Annotated in this window: 20 protein-coding genes; 8 read left to right on the top strand and 12 right to left on the bottom strand. The window is 43.0% G+C overall.

Annotated features, from left to right (window positions below; translation table 11 throughout):
* Nucleotides 1-32: 32 nt before the first annotated feature.
* Complete coding sequence (locus ACN6OV_RS12885; RefSeq protein ID WP_427953544.1) at nucleotides 33-560, bottom strand: disulfide bond formation protein B; 528 nt, start codon at nucleotides 558-560, stop codon at nucleotides 33-35.
* 18 nt (nucleotides 561-578) lie between these two features.
* Nucleotides 579-2,156: a glutamate--cysteine ligase gene (gene gshA, locus ACN6OV_RS12880; protein WP_427953542.1), complete on the bottom strand. Its 1,578-nt coding sequence runs from the start codon at nucleotides 2,154-2,156 to the stop codon at nucleotides 579-581.
* Nucleotides 2,157-2,366: 210 nt separating this feature from the next.
* Here gshA and ACN6OV_RS12875 point away from each other — a divergent pair, with 210 nt between their 5' ends.
* The 4 genes from ACN6OV_RS12875 to ACN6OV_RS12860 all read left to right on the top strand — a co-directional run bounded on the left by ACN6OV_RS12875 (nucleotide 2,367) and on the right by ACN6OV_RS12860 (nucleotide 5,565).
* Nucleotides 2,367-2,906, top strand: coding sequence for a DUF924 family protein (locus ACN6OV_RS12875; protein WP_427953540.1), 540 nt, complete (start codon nucleotides 2,367-2,369; stop codon nucleotides 2,904-2,906).
* Nucleotides 2,907-2,967: 61 nt separating this feature from the next.
* Complete coding sequence (locus ACN6OV_RS12870; protein WP_427953538.1) at nucleotides 2,968-3,528, top strand: CC0125/CC1285 family lipoprotein; 561 nt, start codon at nucleotides 2,968-2,970, stop codon at nucleotides 3,526-3,528.
* 19 nt (nucleotides 3,529-3,547) lie between these two features.
* Complete coding sequence (locus tag ACN6OV_RS12865; protein ID WP_427953574.1) at nucleotides 3,548-4,858, top strand: DUF445 domain-containing protein; 1,311 nt, start codon at nucleotides 3,548-3,550, stop codon at nucleotides 4,856-4,858.
* A gap of 113 nt (nucleotides 4,859-4,971) precedes the next feature.
* The gene (locus ACN6OV_RS12860) at nucleotides 4,972-5,565 is read left to right on the top strand and encodes a hypothetical protein (RefSeq protein WP_427953536.1); all 594 of its coding nucleotides are present in this window, start codon (nucleotides 4,972-4,974) and stop codon (nucleotides 5,563-5,565) included.
* Between the two features lie 86 nt (nucleotides 5,566-5,651).
* Here the strand turns inward: ACN6OV_RS12860 and ACN6OV_RS12855 are convergent, their stop codons facing one another.
* Nucleotides 5,652-5,939: a DUF2798 domain-containing protein gene (locus tag ACN6OV_RS12855; RefSeq protein WP_427953534.1), complete on the bottom strand. Its 288-nt coding sequence runs from the start codon at nucleotides 5,937-5,939 to the stop codon at nucleotides 5,652-5,654.
* A gap of 177 nt (nucleotides 5,940-6,116) precedes the next feature.
* Between ACN6OV_RS12855 and argS the strand changes: the two genes are divergently transcribed.
* Both argS and ACN6OV_RS12845 read left to right on the top strand, forming a co-directional pair.
* On the top strand, nucleotides 6,117-7,907 hold the full coding sequence (gene argS / locus ACN6OV_RS12850) for an arginine--tRNA ligase (RefSeq protein ID WP_427953532.1): 1,791 nt from the start codon (nucleotides 6,117-6,119) through the stop codon (nucleotides 7,905-7,907).
* 219 nt (nucleotides 7,908-8,126) lie between these two features.
* The gene (locus tag ACN6OV_RS12845; protein WP_427953530.1) at nucleotides 8,127-8,726 is read left to right on the top strand and encodes an SPOR domain-containing protein; all 600 of its coding nucleotides are present in this window, start codon (nucleotides 8,127-8,129) and stop codon (nucleotides 8,724-8,726) included.
* A gap of 156 nt (nucleotides 8,727-8,882) precedes the next feature.
* On the opposite strand, the gene asd is transcribed toward ACN6OV_RS12845, so the two are convergent.
* From asd to ACN6OV_RS12820, 5 genes are all read right to left on the bottom strand, one after another.
* On the bottom strand, nucleotides 8,883-9,734 hold the full coding sequence (gene asd / locus ACN6OV_RS12840; protein ID WP_427953528.1) for an archaetidylserine decarboxylase: 852 nt from the start codon (nucleotides 9,732-9,734) through the stop codon (nucleotides 8,883-8,885).
* Nucleotides 9,731-10,579, bottom strand: coding sequence for a sulfurtransferase (locus tag ACN6OV_RS12835; RefSeq protein WP_427953526.1), 849 nt, complete (start codon nucleotides 10,577-10,579; stop codon nucleotides 9,731-9,733). The genes asd and ACN6OV_RS12835 overlap by 4 nt, the downstream gene beginning before the upstream one ends.
* Before the next feature lie 141 nt (nucleotides 10,580-10,720).
* Nucleotides 10,721-11,929: a nicotinate phosphoribosyltransferase gene (pncB, locus tag ACN6OV_RS12830; protein WP_427953524.1), complete on the bottom strand. Its 1,209-nt coding sequence runs from the start codon at nucleotides 11,927-11,929 to the stop codon at nucleotides 10,721-10,723.
* Nucleotides 11,930-12,076: 147 nt separating this feature from the next.
* Entirely contained in the window at nucleotides 12,077-12,577 is a 501-nt protein-coding gene (locus ACN6OV_RS12825; RefSeq protein ID WP_427953572.1) for an ankyrin repeat domain-containing protein, read from the bottom strand.
* 184 nt (nucleotides 12,578-12,761) lie between these two features.
* Nucleotides 12,762-14,279 carry a catalase gene (locus ACN6OV_RS12820; RefSeq protein WP_427953522.1) on the bottom strand — a complete coding sequence of 506 codons (1,518 nt, stop codon included), beginning with the start codon at nucleotides 14,277-14,279 and terminating at the stop codon, nucleotides 12,762-12,764.
* 227 nt (nucleotides 14,280-14,506) lie between these two features.
* On the opposite strand from ACN6OV_RS12820, the gene dtd reads away from it, so the two are divergent.
* Entirely contained in the window at nucleotides 14,507-14,947 is a 441-nt protein-coding gene (gene dtd / locus ACN6OV_RS12815; RefSeq protein WP_427953520.1) for a D-aminoacyl-tRNA deacylase, read from the top strand.
* A gap of 119 nt (nucleotides 14,948-15,066) precedes the next feature.
* On the opposite strand, the gene ACN6OV_RS12810 is transcribed toward dtd, so the two are convergent.
* The 3 genes from ACN6OV_RS12810 to serB all read right to left on the bottom strand — a co-directional run bounded on the left by ACN6OV_RS12810 (nucleotide 15,067) and on the right by serB (nucleotide 17,666).
* The gene (locus ACN6OV_RS12810) at nucleotides 15,067-15,546 is read right to left on the bottom strand and encodes an SCP-2 sterol transfer family protein (protein ID WP_427953518.1); all 480 of its coding nucleotides are present in this window, start codon (nucleotides 15,544-15,546) and stop codon (nucleotides 15,067-15,069) included.
* Nucleotides 15,547-15,700: 154 nt separating this feature from the next.
* Nucleotides 15,701-16,033, bottom strand: a complete 333-nt coding sequence (aciT, locus tag ACN6OV_RS12805; protein ID WP_427953516.1) for an AciT family ciprofloxacin tolerance protein — start codon at nucleotides 16,031-16,033, stop codon at nucleotides 15,701-15,703.
* A gap of 412 nt (nucleotides 16,034-16,445) precedes the next feature.
* Nucleotides 16,446-17,666, bottom strand: coding sequence for a phosphoserine phosphatase SerB (gene serB, locus ACN6OV_RS12800; protein ID WP_427953514.1), 1,221 nt, complete (start codon nucleotides 17,664-17,666; stop codon nucleotides 16,446-16,448).
* Between the two features lie 77 nt (nucleotides 17,667-17,743).
* Here serB and ACN6OV_RS12795 point away from each other — a divergent pair, with 77 nt between their 5' ends.
* Complete coding sequence (locus ACN6OV_RS12795; RefSeq protein WP_427953512.1) at nucleotides 17,744-18,997, top strand: hypothetical protein; 1,254 nt, start codon at nucleotides 17,744-17,746, stop codon at nucleotides 18,995-18,997.
* Between the two features lie 62 nt (nucleotides 18,998-19,059).
* Here ACN6OV_RS12795 and ppk1 read toward each other — a convergent pair whose 3' ends face one another.
* Nucleotides 19,060-21,120: a polyphosphate kinase 1 gene (gene ppk1, locus ACN6OV_RS12790; RefSeq protein ID WP_427953510.1), complete on the bottom strand. Its 2,061-nt coding sequence runs from the start codon at nucleotides 21,118-21,120 to the stop codon at nucleotides 19,060-19,062.
* Nucleotides 21,121-21,373: the final 253 nt, after the last annotated feature.

Here is a 21,373-nt window from a genome sequence, read left to right as displayed (position 1 = left end):
GGGCTTCTTTATTGATATTGTTAATATTTAAATCAATATTTATCACGTAAGCGTTTGATCGGTGCTGTTTGATATTTTCTGAATAATTGCCATAAACTCACCAAACTCAGAACCCCAAAAAAGATCAACGACCAAACTGGTAAAGATTGTCCTAAGAAGCTCCAATCCACGGCGGCACATTCCCCTGAACCAGTCAGCACTTGTTCAAACACGGCCTTCATCGGCAAAGTTTCCAGCCAATAATCCAAACCTGGGCCACAGCTTGGAACTTGGTCAGGCGGCAAATTTTGCAGCCAAACATGACGTGCAGCCACTCCTGCCGACCATAAAATCGATAGACTACCCAATAAGGCATAAATACGCTTACCAACATTGGTGGTCGGGTTATGCACAAAGGCAATTAATGAAATGATGCCTAGCCCGATTAATCCGACACGTTGGAATACGCACAATGGACACGGGTTTAAACCTTGCACATGCTCTAAAAATAGCGCAAATGCCATCCCAATCACGCTGGCTAAAAACAACAAACCACTCACGAAGCGGAAACTCCATTTCATGGTAAATCCTCTTATTTTTTATCTAAAGTTTTTCAAATATTCTTCAAAACTCATGCTGCTATCTTGTTCAAGCTGAGCTTGTTTTTCTAAAGACAAAGCGGCAGTTTCGGCAAAATAAGCGGCGGTTTCTGGGCTCAATTGATGTTGTTCATACACCTCAGCATGTTGCTGCGCAATAAAACTGCCAAAACTCCACGTTCCACCTTGTTCAAGCGTATCCTCAATCATTTTTGCCGACAGAGTTTCATCAACTTCATCAATGCGTAATTGCATCACACGCATGGCTTGGCTGTAAATATCTGTATTGTAAGAATGGTCGAGTAATTCGGCCAAAGGCTGCATCACTGTCACATAGCTGTGACACCAATCCTCAATAGGAACCGCCTGACCGTGCTGCATAATCGTAGCATTAGGCGCACGACCACGATTCACCACTTCGGCCTGATTTTGTTCAATTTCGTTTTGCTCATCATCCAGCAATGCAGGACTGTCTTTTAACAAACAATACAGCGCGATCACTTCGAGTAATGCCGCAGTATTTTCATCAATGCCGATCGGGCTATACGGGTTGACGTCGACGGCACGGAGCTCGACATAGCCAACTCCACGATTTTGTAAGGCTTCAGACGGCGTTTCACCCTCCTGTGGTACTTGTTTAGGGCGAACCAAGCTGTAATATTCATTTTCAATTTGTAGCACATGATCGTTGATTTGAATCGGCTCACCCTGCCCATCATTCAGTCCCAAATAACTAAAGGGCACATACGGCGTATGTACGGCTTTTTGCAGCCCTTCCAAATAGCCCTGAATGTCGTTGTAGTGAATGCCCAACTGTTTTTGCGCTGAGTTTTGATAACCAAAATTGCCCATCCGCAGTGCTGTGGCATAGGGCATGAACAATGTACCTTTCAGTAAAGGCAACAATTGATGCTCACGGCCAGTCATAAAGCATTTACATACCGAAGGACTGGCACCAACCAAGAACATCACCAAAGGTGTTAAACGAATGAAGTTACGGATCAGTCCAAAATAACGATGACTGCGATAATCCTGTAAATTCAGTGCTTTTAAACCATCATCAGTTTCATGCGCCTGTAAGGCTTCAAAGAAATGATCCGGGAAAGACAGGTTATAATGTACCCCTGAAATGGTCTGCATACGACGACCATAACGCACCCCTAAACCACGACGGTATAATGTTTTAAAACGTCCAATGTTTGAGCTGCCATATTGCGCCAAACGAATGCTGTCCTCATCCTCATCCAACATACACGGCATCGATAACGGCCAAAGCCTTTCGTCATGCTCAAGCGCTGCATGTGCGACCGCATGGATATCTTTTAAATAATTTAAGGCCTCAGGAATACTGTCTTTTGGCGGGGTAATAAATTCCATTAAGGCTTCAGAATAATCTGTCGTGATATGCGGATGGGTTAAAGCTGAACCCAAAGCCGCAGGATGATTGGCTTGCGATAAGAAACCATTGCTTTGCATGCGCAAACTTTCACGCTCTATACCGCGTAACATCCCTTGAATCAGCGAAGAACCCACCCACGTCGGTAAAATGTCTTGAGAGGTCGATTCAGGTTGACTCATTGCTATCTCGCTTAATGGAAGAAACTACTAAAATAAAATCATCAGTTTATATCAGTATAACGTGATTTGTAGGCCGCATTTGTCCCACTGTGATTGTTTTGAGGCAAATTCAGATTTTATTTCGGCAATTTTTTATCACAAACTTACTGTTTATGACATTTGAAATTTGTGATTTTATAAACAAATGAACGTTTATCATGTGTAAAACTTATGAATTATCAAGATATTCTCGACTTTTGGTTCCATCCTGACCAGCAACCTAACTGGTTCGCTAAAAGCAATGATTTTGATGTTTTAATCGAAAAAAAGTTTAAACAACTACATCAGCAAGCCTGCCTGTCTGAACTTTGGCAATGGCGCAGTGGCGCTGAAGGTCGTTTGGCTGAAATCATTGTCTTGGATCAGTTCTCGCGCAATTTATTTCGCGACTCTCCCGCTGCTTTCGCCCAAGATGCCTTGGCGCTGGCCTTAGCGCAGGAAACGGTAGCGCAAGGTTTGGACCTGAAGCTCGCGCCTGAACAACGTTCATTTTTATATATGCCCTATATGCACAGCGAATCGGCTAAAATTCATCAAATCGGGTTAGAATTATTTAAGCAGCTGGGTAATCCGATTAATTTAGAATTTGAACAAAAGCACAAAGTCATTATCGATCGTTTTGGACGCTATCCGCATCGCAATGCGGTCTTGGGTAGAACATCCACAGCAGAAGAATTGGAATTTTTAACCCAACCCAATTCAAGTTTTTAACTCGCAGCTTTTGGCTTGAATTATCTCCCCTCGCCATGAACCGCACCTCAGGAGCATAAGCATGAAAAAAATGATCTTTGCTGTTGCGATCGCCGCAGCGCTGGGTTTTACAGGCTGTGCAACCACTCCGTCAAAACCCTTAACCTTTGAGCAACTGGGCCGTTATTCTGCAACGCCTCTAAATGTACAAAGCTATCGCATTAGTTTCCAAGCCCGCTCAAATATGAGTTATGGCACGGCGGAGGAAATTACCTTGGTTAAAGCAGCGCAAACCACGCTGCAAAATGGGTATCAATATTTTAAAGTGCTGGATGATCCAAGTAATCGTGCACAAAAACCACCACGCCAAGCGGTGATTTATCCAGATCCAATGCCCTATCCGTATGGTTATTACCGTCGCCATCCCGGTTTCTGGCCCGGCCCATTCTATTATGATGCGCCACAAGTGGTGACCCTCGATCCAACCCAAGTGTCTTATAGCATCACGTGCTACAAAGACCGGGCTAAAGCACCGCAAGATGCCTTTGATGCGCATTTAATTTTGCAATCCTTAGGTGCCAAGTATGGCCTCGATACGCAAGGTAATCCGTTGCCAGTCGAGCCAGCACCTGCAAAATCCTAAGCTGGAGTACCCCAAATCAATGACCGATCCAAATCAGCATACGGTTTCGCCAAACCTGCAACGCAGTAAGCGCTACGCCACCATCGCTTTGGTGGTGGCGGTGCTGGCATGGATTGCATTGATGATTGTGGCCAAATTGCTACCCGACTATGTCTGGTTGATTCATATTTTAATGCTCTCGGCAGAAGCCGGTGTGGTCGGTGGTCTGGCTGATTGGTATGCCATTACCGTGCTGTTTCGTAACCCCTTTGGTCAATTCCCAATTCCAAAGTTTTTACGTGACCACACCGAAATTATTCCACGCAATAAAGCCCGTATTGCCGAATCGATGGGGCGTTTTGTACAGGAAAATTTCCTCTCACCACAAGTGGTGGAAAAAAGTTTGGCCGAAACCGATCTTTCACTCGCTGTGGGGAAATGGCTGGCCAATCCGCACAATAATGCCCAAGTGACCCAAGTCATTCAGCAAACCGTACCGAAAATTTTTGAATTTGTCGGTCAGGAACAAATCGGGCGTTTCATTCAAAGCAACAGTGTGCAATGGGTTAAGAATACTCAAGTCAATCACTTGGCCAGTGAAATGCTACGTGCTGTTTTAGAAAATGATTTCCATCAAGATGTGCTGCAACGTGGGCTTGATCTGGCGCACGATTGGATGCTGCAACATCCAGAACAAACTCGAGATCTATCTCGTCAACTATTTAAAGAACTCGGAGTGTGGAAGCTGGCCAAAGGTGCCAGTTGGATTGGTATTGATGTACAGCAACGCACCATCGACTCCTTGGTCAATCGGGTCGAATCAATGCTTGCAGACCATGAACATCCGTGGCGACGCAAAATTGAAGACATGGCACAACAATTGATGGAGCAACTGGCAGATAATCACAGTGTGGCCAGTCAACGTCTGAATAGCACCAAAGATGCCATGCTCGACAGCCCACAAATGTTGAATTTTATTAGCGGTGCGGTGGTGATTCTATGTGATGCGATCCGATCTGATCTAGAAAAACCCAACTCAGGTATTGCGCAAAACTTACGTGTAGCCATTCAGCAAATCGGCGAAAATATCGTGTCTAACATTGCAGTACGCCAATTACTAAATGAAAAAATGAGTGAAATTGCGATTAACTTATCGGATCAATATAGCGAAAAAGTCATCCGTTTTATTAGTGAACGCATCCACGAATGGGACTCGCGCGAAATGATTAATAAAATTGAAAATGAAGTCGGTGGCGACCTGCATATGATCCGGGTTAATGGCGTGGTGGTCGGTGGCTTTATTGGGCTTGCGCTGGGAATTATTCGGGCTTGTGTGGAATGGCTATTATAAAAATATGGATTTTGTAGCAGGTTTTGAGTGCACTGAAATGACCCCATTTGAGCTTTTTTAGCAGAGCCGCTAGAATCCTTCCTTCCTCTCATTTAATAGAACAATAAAATCCTATGTCATTGCGTCCAATTTATGCTCTCTCTATGCTCCTCGCTGTTTCAAGCCTTGTGGGTTGTCAAACGCTCTCCAAAACCAGCAGTAGCGTTAATGACAAAGTCATGGGAGTGTTTGGAAAAGAAAAAGCCCCAGAAGTCAATAAAAAAGGCACGGTGGATATCAGTCACAGTACCCAACAACAGCTTGAAACCTTATTGACCAATATGCCGAAAAATCAATGGGTATATATTGAAAATGACCAACAAGGCACATCGACCCTGAAAAATAAATCTAATGATAACTTCAGCTTAAGTCTCAAATTGAACTGCAAGATTGCCACTCAGCGCCCAACCTTTAGCTTAAGTAATGCCGATGGACAAGAGGTTCTCAAAGCACATGACCGCAGTACAGGGCAAATTCAAATTCTGCTCGACAATAAAAATTATGGAAATCCATTTGATGCTGTCAACGCGTCGAAATTTCAGAGTTTCAAAACTGCAATTGCTCAAGCCAAAGTGATTAAAATTTTTAATGCCTCAACACTGTATACTTTCCAAAACAATAAAGCGGAACTGCTGAGCAAACCAGTCAGCTGTCGCGATCAGTTATAAGCTCAATCTTGGTCTTAAATCTGCAAGCGCTGCATATTTAACTCAAATCATATTTGGCTTAAAACCCGATGAAGCCCTTGCGGAGATTATTTTTGTGGGGGTTGTAGTCCCTGCATATCGACCAACAGTCCGGTAAATTTTCGCACCAAAGGCAGTAACGTCAATACAATCGGAAAGGCAATGGCCCACGAAAGCATCCAGTTATGAAACCATACGGTGAGAAAACCCTCAAACCAGCCTAAATTGCGCAGCATATTGATACACGAAATGATGCCACTCATTAAACAGGATAAGATAAATGGGATCATAATCATCGCCCAACGTGCAGGAAGTTTCGGGATATTTCCAAAAATTTTAGGCCTTTGCTGCGACATTCCAAATACTCAAATTGATTACGATAAAATCTAAATTCACTTATATTGTTTTTATTTGATCTAAGCAATGCTTCACTTTTATCGAATATTTTTTATTCACAACAAATGGGTTCACCTAAAGGGCCTGAAATTTGCTATATTTAGCGTTTTTCTGCGACATTTATTTTTCGACTGATTATGAATACGGCAATACAAGCAGCGCTCGATCATGCAGTGCAATCCCTTCAAGCTGAAGGTGTACTCCCATCTGACTGGAACAACTCAAGTAGTTTGACCCGAACCAAAGACCGAAGCCACGGTGACTTTGCGTCGAATATTGCCATGATTGCCTCTAAAGCTGCCGGTATGAAGCCGCGTGATTTAGCCGAAAAAATTCTGGCACATCTTCCTGAAGTCGCAGATATCAGCAAAGCAGAAATTGCAGGTCCTGGCTTTATTAACTTCTTCTTAAATGCCGACCAACGTTTTGCTGTGTTAGACCAAATTCAAGCGCAGAAAGATCAATTCGGTCGCACTCAAGCCAATGCTGAAAAACGCGTACAAGTAGAATTCGTTTCTGCCAACCCAACGTCTAGCCTACACGTGGGCCATGGTCGTGGTGCAGCTTATGGCATGACGGTTGCTAACCTATTGGAAGCAACGGGTGCGAAAGTTGAACGTGAATACTATGTCAACGATGCTGGCCGTCAAATGGATATTTTGGCGACTTCGACCTACTTGCGCTATTTGGAATTGACTGGCCAAGAATTAGTCTTCCCGAAAAATGCTTACCAAGGCAACTATGTTAAAGAAATCGCACAAAGTATTATCGACAAAAATGGTGATGCATATGTCCGCCCAATAGCAGACATCTACAAAGATGTACCTGAAGATGTGCAATATGCGGCTGAACTCGATAGTGATGGCAACAAAGTCGTGCTTTCAGGCGATAAAGAAAAACACATCGATGGTTTAATTCATAATTCACAAAATCATCTGGCTGCGGGTTACCGTGTGTTCCATCAAGCGGCACTCAAAGCCATTCTTGATGACATTAAAGATGACCTTGGCGAATTTGGTGTAACGTTCCACCAATGGTTCAGTGAAGCAAGCTTAACTGAAAAAATTGATGAAGCATTACAAATGCTCGATCAACGCGGCTTCCTGTATGAACAAGATGGTAATATCTGGTTCAAGTCAACTGAATTTGGTGACGAAAAAGACCGTGTGGTGAAACGCCGTAATGGTCAAACCACCTACTTCGCCTCAGACATTGCCTATCACCTCAACAAACTGCAACGTGGCTACACCGATATCGTGGATATTTGGGGTTCTGACCATCATGGTTATATCGCACGTGTAAAAGCTGCGATTGATGCACTTGGCTATGACTCGAAAAAATTAACCGTGCTGTTGGTTCAATTCGTCAGCTTATGGCGTGGTGGCGAGATGGTACAAATGTCCTCGCGTTCAGGTCAGTTCGTGACTTTACGCGACCTACGTAAAGAAGTCGGCAACGATGCTGCGCGTTTCTACTACGTGATGCGTAAATCAGAACAACACATTGACTTCGACTTAGATCTTGCCGTGTCACAAAGTAAAGACAATGCGGTGTATTACATTCAATATGCGCATGCTCGTATCTGCCGTATGCTCGAAAAAGCAGCGGCAACCAATGTTCAATTTTCTGCTGAAACTGCACGTCAATTTGCAGCGAAGCTTGAACTTGAAGCTGAAACTGAGGTCTTGGCGAAGCTTGCGGCTTATCCTGAAATTGTCATTCGTGCTGCAAACAATTACGAGCCACATCAAGTTGGGAACTACTTGAAAGAATTGGCGGCGTTATTCCACGGCTGGTACAACGAAAATAAAGTCTTAGGTGATGATGCTGAACTGACTCAAGCGCGTTTATTACTTTCTGTAAATGTACAGCAAGTTTTACGCAATGGCCTTGAACTGCTTGGTGTGAGTGCGCCGGAAAGCATGTAAAACATGTTTTTGCCCGTAACCTAGACAAACCATACAGGCTCAAAATGAGCCTGTATTTCTTTTATATTCAGCGATATAAATGATTTTTTTATAATCTGCTAAAATTATGAAAATTAAACAAAATACGCATGACAGTCATGTAATATATAAGAATTAAGATTACATTTTTGGGCTTGCCCTTGTGTAGTTCGTTACAATTAAAATTAAAGAGGTTTCCTCGTGTTTGGAAAAACGCAACGCGGTGTATCTGAACGGTCTAATCAACCTAAAAAGCCATTGATTCCGACATGGTTGGGTACACTTGTCATCATTTTAATCGTGTTGAGTTTCTTGGTTGCCCTCATGCTCTGGAAGCCTTGGGAACCAGTAAAACCGAAAGGTCAAATTACCTCTGAACACTATCAAGAAGAAACCAATCAAGACTACCGTTTTTATGACTTGCTCCCACAGCAACAAGTCACTCCGATTCCTGAACAAGCGGTTCCGGAAACCACGACCAAAGAAACCGTGGTGATTGTCGATGCACCGAAGCCAGAGCCGGTTGAAAGTACAGAGCCGGGCATTGAAGTTACCGAAACAACACCTGCACCAGCCAGTTATATTCTGCAAGTCCGCAGTTATGATGACCCTGATCAAGCTGATGCGCGTCGTGCTGAAATTATTTTGAATGGCTTGTCTGCCGATGTGATTCAAAGCACTGAAAATGGAAAAGTATGGTATCGCGTGGTGTCTGGCCCTTATGATTCACAAGAAGCTGCGTTGATCGCACAGCAAACTTTGCGTCATAGCAGTATCGATTCGATTGTGGTGAAACGTTAAGTTCTCTACATAAAAAAAGCGCCTGACTGGCATTAGCCAGTCAGGCGCTTTTTTTATTCTATCAATATTATTTTAGCTGATGAACAGCACTACCGCGCAAGAGCGAGCTAAAACCCTCCACCTAAGCTCCTTCCAGAGGGAAAAAGAATATTGATCTTAAATTGTATGACCCAAAGCCTCACCCATCACCACGGCTGAATTAGCTTTAAATGCGGCATCCCATTGCATTTTGTTTTTTTCAAACAATACGACTGCTGTTGAACCCAAGTAGAAACGCCCCAGTTCCGCACCTTTTTCCAAGTGTAAATCGTGTTGATTCAACTCTAAGCGCCCTGTCGGTTTCACTTTACCGGTAGCCACGGTTTCAATGCCGGCAACAATCATCGCACCGACTAAAACCACAGCCATACGGCCGATTTCAGTATCAAACAGACAAACCATGCGCTCATTACGTGCAAAAAGGCCCGGAATGTTTTCTGCCGTAGTTTGGTTCACAGAGAACAATTCACCCGGCACATACAAAGTTTCAGTCAGCGTACCTGCAAATGGCATGTGTACACGGTGATAATCTTTAGGTGATAGATACACAGTAGCGAACTGACCATTTTTAAAAGGTTCGGCCAATTGCGGATCGGCAATCAGGTTTTCAACTGTAAATTTCTGGCCTTTGGCCTGAAAGACATCACCATTTTCAATTTTACCAATTTGTGAAATTGCACCATCGGCAGGTGAAACAACACTGGTCGCATCAGTATCAATTTGGCGCACGCCATCTTTTAAGGAACGGGTAAAAAATTCGTTAAAGGATTTAAATTTCAAGGCATTACTTTGTTCTGCAATCGACATGTCGATGCCGTACTGCGCTTTAAATGCAGAAATTACCGCATTTTTAACCACAGGATGTTCGCTGGCAGCCAATTTGCCGACAATACGTGAAATTTTGTGCTGCGGTACAACACGCTGCGCTTGAATGAAAATTTGTTTTTTTAACTGAGATGTAAGACTCAAGACGGCAACTCTCCGGTGATCACAGGACTATCGAGTCGGTTGCCCCACTCGCTCCACGCACCATCATAAGCTTGAATATTCCAACCGAGTAAACGTCCCAATATATAAGCCAAGCCTGAACGATGATGAGACTGACAGTACACCACGACAGGTTCGTTTAAATTGAATCCCAATTGTTCTAAGCGTTGTTGTGTGCGTTCTAAAGGATGTAATTTTAAATGATTTTGTCGGTTTAGGGCAGTACTCCATTCGAAATGTCGCGCCCCTGGAATGTGACCGCCGCGTCGCGCTGCCAAACGCAGTCCAGTATATTCATCTTCGGTACGACAATCCCATAACTGCAATGCCCCCTGCTGTATTGCCTGCAACACATCGTCATAATTAGTTTGATACTGCTGCGCCGCATGTAAATTTACACTGACTAAAGGTGAAACTGGCTCAAATTGTTCAACTTCGGAAGAGGTTGGCAAGCCTGCCCCCAACCATGCATGAATACCACCATTCAATAAACTGGTATGTTCAAAGCCAAGACAATGTAAATTCCAGATTAAACGCCCAGCCCATGCGCCACCTTCATCATCATAAGCCACAACATGATGCTCAGGACCAATATTTAAATAGGCAATCAGCTGCTCTAAACCGGCTTGATCGGGCAAGAGTCCCATGGCCTGTTCATCCTGACGAACCAAGAGCTTTGGCTGTAGATGTAACGCGTGCGGAATATGTAATTGGTCATACACAGAACGACGACTGAGGTCGACAATCCGCAGTTTGTCATTGCCTAAATGTGGAACTAAATCTTCTGCTTCAATCAGCAGACCAAAATTCAATGTAGATGCCGTCATCGTTGTTCGTGTGGTAATTTGCCAGATTAACCTGATCTTAGCATAAGTCATTTTCTCTATTATGCTGAATTCCTGCATTTCCTTAGCAGAATTTTAGATATAAAAAAACCGAAGATTACTCCGGCTTTTTCGAATTTTAGCTTATTCGACAACTTCTGGAATATCGAAGACCTGACGCAAGTAGGCCAAGAAGGTATCGTTATCTGTCATGGTTTTCCCGGGACTATCAGAAATTTTCGCCACCGATTGACCATTACATTCTACCAGTTTCAACACAATGTTCAGCGCAGTTTGCCCCATATCATTGGTCAAGTTTGTGCCAATCCCAAAGCTGACTTGGAAACGATCTTTAAAGTAGTTATGCAAGTCCCAAGCTTTTTCGATATTCAAACCATCACTAAAGGTCAGCATTTTGGTTTTACTGTCAATTTTTAGTTTCTTATAATGCGCATAGGCTTTATCGCCCCATTCATAGGGGTCACCACTGTCATGACGTAGGCCATCAAACAGTTTGGCAAAGTACAGGTCAAAGTCACGTAGGAATGCATCCATCCCAACCACATCGGTTAGCGCGATGCCCAAGTCACCACGATATTCTTGCACCCAAGTTTCCAGTGCCGCTTTTTGGAAATCGCGCAAACGTACATCTAAAGCTTGAAAGGCTTGAAGGAATTCGTGCGCCATAGTTCCAATAGGAATGATGCCCAAATCTTTGGCGATTAAGACATTACTGGTTCCACGGAAAATATTCGGTACTGCTTGATAAAATTCCGTAATCACATGCTTTTGCCATTCATAGCCATAACGACGACGAGTACCGAAGTCGGAAACTAAAAATGGTGGATCATTCGGATCTTGTTCCGCTTGATATTGTTTCAACAAGGCAATTTTGTGTTGTAGACGGCGTTCCCCTTCGACCAAAACCTCTGGGCTACGAATACGCTGGAAATACAGTTCATTGACAATCGCCAAGACAAAGATTTCAAACATCATCGCTTGAACCATTGGACCTTCAACCCAAATGTCCAAACGGCCTTCTTCATCAATACCGGCTTTAATAAAACGGCGCTTCAGTTGGAATAATTCAAGATAATCAACAAAGTCACTTTTGATAAAACGCAAGCTGCGTAAGTATTGCAGTTCATCTTCGGTAAAGCGCAATTGGCAGAGCAGATCGAGTTGCGTGTTCAAATCATCCAGAATCTCAACCAGTGGATAAACTGTGTCATCCAAGTTACGACAACGAAAATGGTAAACACTGTGCGTTTGCGGAAATTTGTGCAACACCACTTGTAACATGGTGAATTTATACAGATCTGTGTCTAATAAGGACTGGATGATTGGCGACATAAAGACTTTCAGTTTTTATCAACTTCTTGCATTAAAGCATACTTTATTGAAAAAAAGCCGATTGATTTAATTTGCTACCCGATAAACCCATACAATTCATCGGTTTTTACCACAGTTTAAGCACAGCTAATCAGCGGTTTTATAGAGTTATTTTTTCAGTAACTGCTGGTATTTTTCCAGCTGGCCAAATTCACGGGCAAATTGCTCTGCGGTCTTCTGCCCCGTTTGTTGTGCATGGGCATCACAGTCCACTTGACGTAGTTGTTTGGCAATCGTCCATTCCATTTTAAACATCGCGCCCATCAATGCGGTATTGCCTTTATTATCGCGTGCACAGCGGTCTGCACCATGTGCCAACAAGGTGGTAACAATTGACTGTTGACCATAATAGGTTGCCATCATCAAGGGGGTAAAACCTGAGGCATTGCGCACGTCAACCGGAAAACCATGTGTTAAAAATTCGTTAATCACCTCATCATTTCCCGTTTTAGCCGCAGCAAAGAACAACTCAATTAATTCCTGTTGTGCGCTCATCCGATCATTTTGAGTGATTTTTGCAGAGGAAAGATTTTGAGCTTCAGCAGCTATCACCAATGTGGAACTGAAAGCCAAAATACTGGTAAAACATAGAAATTTTATTACGTTCATCATAAGTTCCTACAAGAATCAAAGTGAACTACGGTGAAATAAGCTCACGAAATAGAGATAGATACATAGCCAATTAGAGTGCCTGTAAAACTCTCCTAGGGTTGCAGGAAAGGATTTGAGTTTTACAGGGCTTCTCGGTGGCGACTCCTATCCCCTAGTCACCGATTTGACTGACTAATCGAAATTAGTCTTTCAACTTTGCCGCCTTGGCTTTCACTGTCGCGATATCACCTTTCACCGCTTTAGTCATCCGCATACCGTAATCTGCGTCTGCTTTATAGAAATAAGACAACATGATGTGTTTGGTTTCTGCATCTTTGACATTGCCCAAATCGGCAGCCAAGTTCATGATCAAGTCATCTTTTTCTTTGGCGGTATATGAACGATAGAGCTCACCGGCTTGCTTAAAGTTTTGCTCTTTAGTCCCAATTTGCTGAACTGTACCATTTAATGGCGTTTGCACTGCACGCGCGTTTTCAGTTGCAGGTTTTGGTACTTTACGGCTTGGTTCGTAGTTCACATCCGAATCACGCATCCCCATATTCATATAACCGTCTTGGTTATTGTTGTTCACATCAACTTTTGCACGGTTGACTGGAATTTGCTGATGATTCGCCCCTAAACGGTACATTTGCGTATCTGAGTAAGAGAAGATACGGCCTTGCAACAAACGATCTTCTGAAGGTTCAATGCCCGGTACTAAGTTGCCTGGTGCAAAAGCTGATTGTTCAGTTTCTTGGAAGAAGTTTTTCGGCATACGATTCAAGGTCATCGTACCGGCTTTAGTTTCTGGAACGAGGTCTGTTGGCCAGATTTTGGTTGGATCGAGCGGATCAAAATCAAACTTGGCAAAGTCTTGTGGATCTAACACTTGAACATACAGATCCCATTTCGGGAAATTGCCCTTGTTGATATTTGCATAAAGATCATTGGTTAAATGATTGAAGTCTTTGCCTTGCTGTTCAGCTGCTTCTTTTACGTTCAGACCTTTCACACCTTGTTGAGAGCGGAAATTGAATTTAACGTATTTGTATTCGCCTTTATCGTTATAGAGCTTATAAGCATGCACACCAAAACCATCTTGTTCGCGATAGCTGGTCGGAACCCCTTGTTTACCGTACACATAGGTCAACATGTTGGTTGCCCAAGGTTGGCTCGACAGGAAGTCAAATACACGGTTTGCATCTTGAACGTTGTTGATTGGGCTTGGCTTCATGGCATGAATGAAGTCAGGGAATTTGATCGCATCACGAATGAAGAATACTGGCGTTTGGTTACCGACCAAGTCCCAATTGCCGTCTTGGGTGTAAAATTTCACAGCAAAACCGTGCGGGTCACGTAAGGTTTCTGGTGAGCCTTTAGGGTGAATCACCGTCGACATACGAACAAATACCGGTGTTTTGGTACCAGCTTTGAACAATGATGCAATGGTTAAGTCCGACAAATCTTTCGTTGCCACAAATTCACCATAGGCACCAGTACCACGAGCATGTACTACACGTTCAGGAATACGTTCACGACCAAAACGCTGTAACTTTTGAACCAACTGTACATCTTGCAGTAAAACAGAGCCCTGTGGACCTGCAGTCATGGAGTTTTGGTTATCACCTACTGCTGCACCGTTGTCTTTAGTTAATGCCGCAGCTTGAGTCGCAGCTGTAGCCGTTGCCAACATAGCAACAAGCAAAGAACGCTTAAACATGATCTATCCTCTTAATTAAATACCTTTCCTGCATGGTTAAAGATACCGATCAAATCAAAATAGATAAAACAGATAATTTTCATTACTTAAATCGAAATATCAGATCATTAAAAAATATAGGTTTTATTTTCAAATATTTATGATTAAAAGATCAGCAATCCCTTTCTTGCGACGACGCCTGCATTTGCTACAATCGCTCCGTCTTTTTATATCTGTTCGGAAATTATATGCGGGCCTTGCTACAACGTGTTTTAGAAGCCAAAGTTGTTGTCGATGGACAAACCACAGGGGAAATTGACCATGGCATTTTGGTCTTTCTAGGACTTGGTAAAGAGGACAATTTGGAAAAGGGCAAAAAACTGATCGATAAAGTTTTGAAATATCGATGCTTTGATGATGAACAAGGCAAAATGGGCTGGAATATTCAACAAGCTGGCGGCGGTTTACTCTTGGTTTCTCAATTCACCTTAATGGCGCAAACTCAGAAAGGCTTACGTCCTGATTTTGGACCAGCAATGCCACCAGCAGATGCCAAAGCCCTGTACGAACAATTGGTGGAGTATGCACAATCTCAGTTTGCACATGTACAAACTGGCATCTTTGCAGCGGATATGAAAGTTCACTTGGTCAATGATGGCCCTGTGACCTTTAATTTAGAAGTAGAATAAAGCCATTTTCAAATAAAAAAAGCCCTCATCATGTTGAGGGCTTTTTTCATCTTGCATCCATCCTTTTATTTCCCTCTAGAAGAAACTCAAAGAGGCGATATAGAGACGAATATTTTACGTTACTTGCCAGTTTTTTCTTTAATAAAACGGCGAGCGATTTTAATTTTTTCTTTCACGGGTTTTGGTAGTTTTGGTGGAATCAATTTTGCCACTTGGTTAAACCACACCAATAAACCAAAATCACCTTCCATTTTAATGCTGCCATTTTGCATACCCGTCATAAATGCAGTTGGATCGCCTTTCATCAGGGTTTTTACACCTTGCTCACTGTCCGCAAACTGTAAAATAAAGTCGGCTTTTTCTGCATCTCCAGCAACTGTGTCAATCTGACCATTATTTACAATAATTTGGCGTGCAACCCCTAAGTCGGTACCAATTTGAATACGAAACTGACGTTCATGCACCAATTCAATAAATTTAGGACTGGTACGTGCCAGCTGTTTCATACGCAGTACAAGACCTGCAACCAGTAAGTCCAGCGGATCCGTGCTGACATCAACCAGAGGTAGTTTTACGACAGGAATTGATGATAGTTTCATGACTTGAAGCCTATTGTAATTGTTGGAAAATTGACTGGCTTCATCCTACCATAACTTCGGTTTACAGAAGTAAACCTTTGTATCTCAAATTGCACCGCAGGGTTCATAAAAAATGCGCTCGAAAGCGCATTTTATTCTATGTCATCTTTACATTTTAACGACTTGAGCACTGCTGCTCTTCATCATACACCGGTGTATGTTCAATACACTGACGTTTTGCCAAAGCACGTTCTGCACGACGATCTTCGCGTAACAGTACCAAAGTGAACACCACCATTGCAGCCATCAAAGCCGTTAAATAACTATACGTCACCGATAACTCGAGCATGGTTTGTGTACCAAATCGAATCACTTCAATGAGCCCCCACACCAGCATCCCCGCCAGCATAAAACTTAACCAGCGACGATAAGGCGAGAAGAAAACAGCAATCACAGCCGCCGATACCAAGCTCAGGCCAACGATTGTTGCTAAATTCGCTGTCAACATAAAAACCTCCGTCATTTAACAGGTGACATCTCTTGTCTTACAGGATGTTGAGCCTGTCTCACTACTGTCTGTTCCGTAAATAGATTTGGTCGATCTCAATCTCTTGCATGCATTATGCTGAGTTTTTAGCATAAAAAAAGTCTGGTTTTTTGTCCATGCGACACACCTTGTCGCAACATTATTTTGTCATTACACTTTTTCTTTTTCGAGAGTTTCTAGAACAATGATGCTGCCTTGTCTCGCGTGTCATTACAAAAAAAACTGTGCATTTTGTGTGAAAAAAATTAATTTTTTGAATGCTGTTAATCGTTGTTTTTATCGACAATTTTCTTCTACCGCTCATCAGGTATAAGAATTCGAGGTATAAAAAACGCAGTCTTTAAACTGCGTTTTTTAAATCCATCAAAGTGCTTTAAGCGCGGCTTAAATCTTTGTCATGGACACCGAGTAGGTATAAAACACCGTCTAAACCCACACTTGAAATGGCTTGATTGGCATTTTGACGTACCAAAGGTTTTGCACGGAAGGCAACCCCTAAACCGGCAATGGACAGCATCGGTAGGTCATTGGCACCGTCACCAACTGCAATCGCTTGCTCCAGTGAAATCCCCATGTCTTCTGCGATTTGCGTCAACAGCAAAGCTTTACGTGCACCATCGACAATGTGACCTTTGACCTCACCTGTGACCATGCCATCTTGCACATCGAGTACGTTGGCATGCACTTCATCGATCCCTAATTTGGATTGTAGGTATTCAGCAAAATACTGGAAACCACCCGACAAAATTGCAGTGCGATAACCTAATGATTTCAGCGTTGAAATTAAGCGCTCTGCACCTTCAGTTACCGTCAAACGCTCGGCAATTTTAGGCAATACCGATGCATCCATTCCTTTCAACAATGCCACGCGAGCGCGGAAACTTTGTTGAAAATCCAGTTCACCTTGCATCGCACGTTCAGTGATTTCAGCCACCTGAGCGCCGACACCCGCTTCAATTGCCAGCTCATCAATTACTTCTTGCTCAATCAAGGTTGAGTCCATATCAAAGCATACTAAACGGCGGTTACGACGGTAGACATTATCTTCTTGCACCGCCACATCGACGCTCAATTCGGTCGATAAACGTAGGCAAGCTGCGCGCATTGCAGTGGCATCCAACATTTGGCCTTTTAGACCAAATTGTACGCAAGCACGTTTCGGTCCTTCACTCGTACCATCAAGCTCAGGACGACCCGATAAACGTGTCACGGTTTCAATATTAAAGCCTTGGCTCGACACAATATTTGTAACTGCCTGTAAATGAGACGCCTGCAATTCTGGCGCAAGTGCTGTAACGATATAGCGCGTGCGGCCTCCCTCATTTACCCATTGCTGATATTCAGTTGTAGAGATTGGTTTAAAGCGCACAGTTAAACCAATATCATGTGCTAAAATCAACATCTCCTTCATGGCTAATGCTGTCGCAGTCTGGTCTTCCGACGAAACAACAATACCTAAAGTCAGCTGATTGTGGATGACTGCTTGTCCGACATCTAAAATCTGTAAGGAATGTGCGGACAAAACCTGCATTAATCGTGTAAATTGATTAGGTTGGTCAGGTCCTAAAAGTGATATAAGAATGATTTCTCGCATGAATTGACTCGGGTCTGAGCTACAACTAATGTAAGAATCATAATCTAAATTGAATAGAATTGCCTTGGAAGTTTACGTTGAATGCGCCTAGACAAGGGCTATTTGCTAGCCTATTAGTAGTTTGTTTTGCTTTACATACCTTTTTATTGGTATTGGCAACAACCCACCAGCTGAACGAAAATCGTGCCAGTCAGGGACAGCTCATGACCAGTCAATTGGTCACTGACAGCTTATCTGAACTTGAACCTGCCAATACCGTTTCGCTGGCCTTGCTCGCTGACCGTTATTCAACCAACCCCAGTGTGGCCTCTATCCGTATTTTAAATGCCAATAATCAAGTATTGGCAACGGGCGGTTTGACCAAAACCCGTGACGGCGAAATTTTTGTCCGCGATGCGCTGCAAAATGAAAAGAAAGTCGGTACGGTTGAAATTACCCTGATCAAACCGAGCATTGGTGAAATTTTACGTAATCAATGGGCGGCAATTCTATTTTCATTCTTCTTACATAGTTTATTATGGCTAGCCTATCGTGCCATTGCCCGTCCAAGCCGTACTGAATACTTAGCTCGGATCAACAATGAATCTCGCTTAAAACATGAAATTCAAACTTTGGCTCAAGCCTTAGAACAAGAAAAACATAATGCTGCTGTTGCCATTGCGCAAGCGCAGCAAAATGCACAAGCCAAAGCCAAACACAAAGAAATCAAACCTGTGGTGCTCGACAGCAACAGCTTGGCGCTAAATATTCAGTTTTATGATCCTAAACAATTGTTGGACACGGTGAATAAAACGGTTTCTGTGCCTTACTTTAATTTGTGCCAAATTTTCCTGAATAAAACCACTGAATTGTGTATTCAACACTACAAATTGAATAGTTCTGACATTAGCACAGTGCACAAATTTGATGAGCAAGGCGCCACCATCAGTATGGCGGCCGATACACCAGATGCGTTGCGTTGCCTGACCATGATCAGCTCAGTTTTCCAATTATTGTCCGATGTTTTATATAAACGCTATCGTGAAGAAAAACGTTTTGTTTTACAAACACGTAGTGCAATTTCAAGCTCGGTAGAAGAGATGCAATTGTCTTCGGTACAAGCGGCGGAGCGTTTAATACAACAATTGGTGGCGAAAGAAAGTGCGGTGCATGTTCCAACCACATTGCTGAAAGACATTTCAGACCATTTCGAATTGGTCAGCTTGCCAAACCCAACCAATGTGTTAACCCGACATGCCTTTATGATGAATGGGATGGACAGCGATATGGCTGAATTGGCACAAAGCCTGCGTACCGAAATCCTAAAATCGAAACAATCCAAAGCATCCTAAATACAAAAACAGGGCAACATCAAAAATCCCGACTTCAATCGGGATTTTTTTATTTTTGCCATTTAAAGCGTCGATACTTTTTGCTCAATTAAATATTGCTGTGCCTTATGTACAGCTTCCGTCTCACTTTGCACTTTGAACCACTGCCCATCGGACTGTAATTCCCACGCATTTTGATTGTCTTGTAGATAGTTCAACAAGCCATCTTTATAAATCCGTTTTTTCAAACGGCTGTCTAAGATTGGGAAGCAGGTTTCCACCCGAGAAAATAAATTCCGTCCCATCCAGTCGGCACTGGCACAGTACAAACGTTTTTCTCCACCCTGCTCAAAATAATACACGCGGGTATGTTCCAAGAAACGTCCAACGATGGAACGTACATGAATATTTTCTGATAGCTCTTTTAGCTGTGGAATCAAGCAACAAATCGAGCGAATAATCAGATCAACTTGCACACCCGCTTGTGAGGCACGGTACAAAGCCGCAATCAGTTGCGGTTCAGTCAGAGCATTGACCTTAATAATAATACGCGCAGCTTTTCCAGCTTGGGCACATTCAATTTCGTGTTCAATTAACTTGAGTAATTCGGTGTGCAAGGTAAAAGGAGCATGCAACAAGGCTTTCAATTTGGCCATTTTACCCATACCGGTCAGTTCTTGAAACATCCGGTGTACATCTTCACAGATGTCGGGCTGCGTGGTCATCAGACCATAATCGGTATACATCCGCGCATTGCCTGCATGATAATTTCCGGTTCCCAAATGGGCGTAACGTAAAAGCTGATTATTCTCACGGCGCACAATCAAAATCATTTTGGCATGGGTTTTATAACCGACGATGCCATACACCACCACAGCGCCCGCTTCTTGCAGAAGATTTGCCACGATAATATTCGACTCTTCATCAAAACGTGCGCGTAGCTCAATGATAGCCGTGACTTCTTTGCCATTGCGAGCCGCTTCTGCAAGCACTTGAACAATTTCAGAGTCTGGCCCACTACGATATAGCGTTTGCTTAATTGCCAAAACTTTCGGATCTTTGGCGGCCTCTCGCAGTAGATGAATCACCGGCTGAAAGGAATCAAAAGGATGATGCAAAAGCACGTCTTGTGCTTTGAGAACATCGAACATCCCTGTTTGCTTACGTAGTACTTTCGGAATCACCGGTGTATAGACTGGATATTTCAATTCGGGACGTTTAAAACTGGTACTCAAACGCGATAGATTAATCGGGCCCTCAATGCGGTAGAGTTCCTGCGCCGTTAAATCAAATTCATCCAACAAATAATCCATAATGGTTTGCGGGCAATCATCTTCGATTTCTAAGCGTACCGCCCGACCAAAACGACGGGAGGATAATTCATCTTTTAAAGCCACTGCCAAATCATCGACATCTTCGGCCAACACCAAATCAGCATTTCGCGTCACCCGAAAGGCATAGCAACCTGTTGCTTTCATTCCGGGAAACAACTCATTGATATGCTGCTGAATAATCGCCGTGAGAAAAATTTGTGTCTCTGTATTACCTGCAACTTCTGGCGGAATATGAATTAATCGAGGCAAGGAACGCGGCGCAGGTACAATCGCCATTTCAATCGCACGACCAAAGGCATCTTTGCCTTCTAAACTGACAATAAAATTTAAACTTTTATTTACTAAGCGTGGAAAAGGATGGGATGGATCTAAACTGATCGGGGTCAGTACTGGTTGGACTTCTTGCCTAAAATACTGACTGATCCAAGGTCTATGTTTTTCTAAAATGTCTTTAAATTGAATAAAACGAATGCCTTGAGCTTGTAAAGCCGGCAAAATGGCATGATTCAGTACCTCATATTGTTGTTGTACGGTTTGGTGAATCGTCTCAGAGAGTTCATCCAACACTACTTCAGTTGGAATGGCATCAGGTGTACGAGCAATAGCATTTAAGTCGCGTTGTTTCATCAACCCTGCAATACGAATTTCAAAAAATTCATCAAGGTTACGTGAAAAAATAATCAGGAAATTCAGTCGTTCAAGTAGCGGTAATTGATCATCTAGCGCTTGTGCCAAAACTCGTCGATGAAAAGCCAAGAGTGACAGTTCACGGTTAAAATACGTGTCTGATGAATGCTGGAAATGTTCCATACCCTCTCAATGCTGTTTGAAACAGTCGATATGCAGTGTTTAGCCGGCATGTTAGGCAGCAGATATGACACTTATGTTACAAATCACAGCTTTCATGTAAAAAATCTAAAATAACAGCAAGATAGCTTTCATCAAAACATCATCATGCATCACAAGCAATAAAAAAGGAGAGCTTAAGCCACTGCTGTCCCACAATTTTCATAAGAAGAGCCTCAATTGAGGTTCTTCTTGTTTTCGCCATTTTTTATCGGGC

This window comes from Acinetobacter sp. (genome assembly GCF_050285345.1).
Taxonomy (GTDB): domain Bacteria; phylum Pseudomonadota; class Gammaproteobacteria; order Pseudomonadales; family Moraxellaceae; genus Acinetobacter.
Note: the sequence above shows the minus strand (reverse complement) of the source record. Positions and strands in the feature narration are given on the sequence as shown.

Coding starts and splice junctions, on each gene's coding strand:
- ACN6OV_RS12885 (WP_427953544.1), bottom strand. CDS start 560: ATGAAATGGAGTTTCCGCTTCGTGAGTGGTTTGTTGTTTTTAGCCAGC.
- gshA (WP_427953542.1), bottom strand. CDS start 2,156: ATGAGTCAACCTGAATCGACCTCTCAAGACATTTTACCGACGTGGGTG.
- ACN6OV_RS12875 (WP_427953540.1), top strand. CDS start 2,367: ATGAATTATCAAGATATTCTCGACTTTTGGTTCCATCCTGACCAGCAA.
- ACN6OV_RS12870 (WP_427953538.1), top strand. CDS start 2,968: ATGAAAAAAATGATCTTTGCTGTTGCGATCGCCGCAGCGCTGGGTTTT.
- ACN6OV_RS12865 (WP_427953574.1), top strand. CDS start 3,548: ATGACCGATCCAAATCAGCATACGGTTTCGCCAAACCTGCAACGCAGT.
- ACN6OV_RS12860 (WP_427953536.1), top strand. CDS start 4,972: ATGTCATTGCGTCCAATTTATGCTCTCTCTATGCTCCTCGCTGTTTCA.
- ACN6OV_RS12855 (WP_427953534.1), bottom strand. CDS start 5,939: ATGTCGCAGCAAAGGCCTAAAATTTTTGGAAATATCCCGAAACTTCCT.
- argS (WP_427953532.1), top strand. CDS start 6,117: ATGAATACGGCAATACAAGCAGCGCTCGATCATGCAGTGCAATCCCTT.
- ACN6OV_RS12835 (WP_427953526.1), bottom strand. CDS start 10,579: ATGACGGCATCTACATTGAATTTTGGTCTGCTGATTGAAGCAGAAGAT.
- pncB (WP_427953524.1), bottom strand. CDS start 11,929: ATGTCGCCAATCATCCAGTCCTTATTAGACACAGATCTGTATAAATTC.
- ACN6OV_RS12825 (WP_427953572.1), bottom strand. CDS start 12,577: ATGAACGTAATAAAATTTCTATGTTTTACCAGTATTTTGGCTTTCAGT.
- ACN6OV_RS12820 (WP_427953522.1), bottom strand. CDS start 14,279: ATGTTTAAGCGTTCTTTGCTTGTTGCTATGTTGGCAACGGCTACAGCT.
- dtd (WP_427953520.1), top strand. CDS start 14,507: ATGCGGGCCTTGCTACAACGTGTTTTAGAAGCCAAAGTTGTTGTCGAT.
- ACN6OV_RS12810 (WP_427953518.1), bottom strand. CDS start 15,546: ATGAAACTATCATCAATTCCTGTCGTAAAACTACCTCTGGTTGATGTC.
- aciT (WP_427953516.1), bottom strand. CDS start 16,033: ATGTTGACAGCGAATTTAGCAACAATCGTTGGCCTGAGCTTGGTATCG.
- serB (WP_427953514.1), bottom strand. CDS start 17,666: ATGCGAGAAATCATTCTTATATCACTTTTAGGACCTGACCAACCTAAT.
- ppk1 (WP_427953510.1), bottom strand. CDS start 21,120: ATGGAACATTTCCAGCATTCATCAGACACGTATTTTAACCGTGAACTG.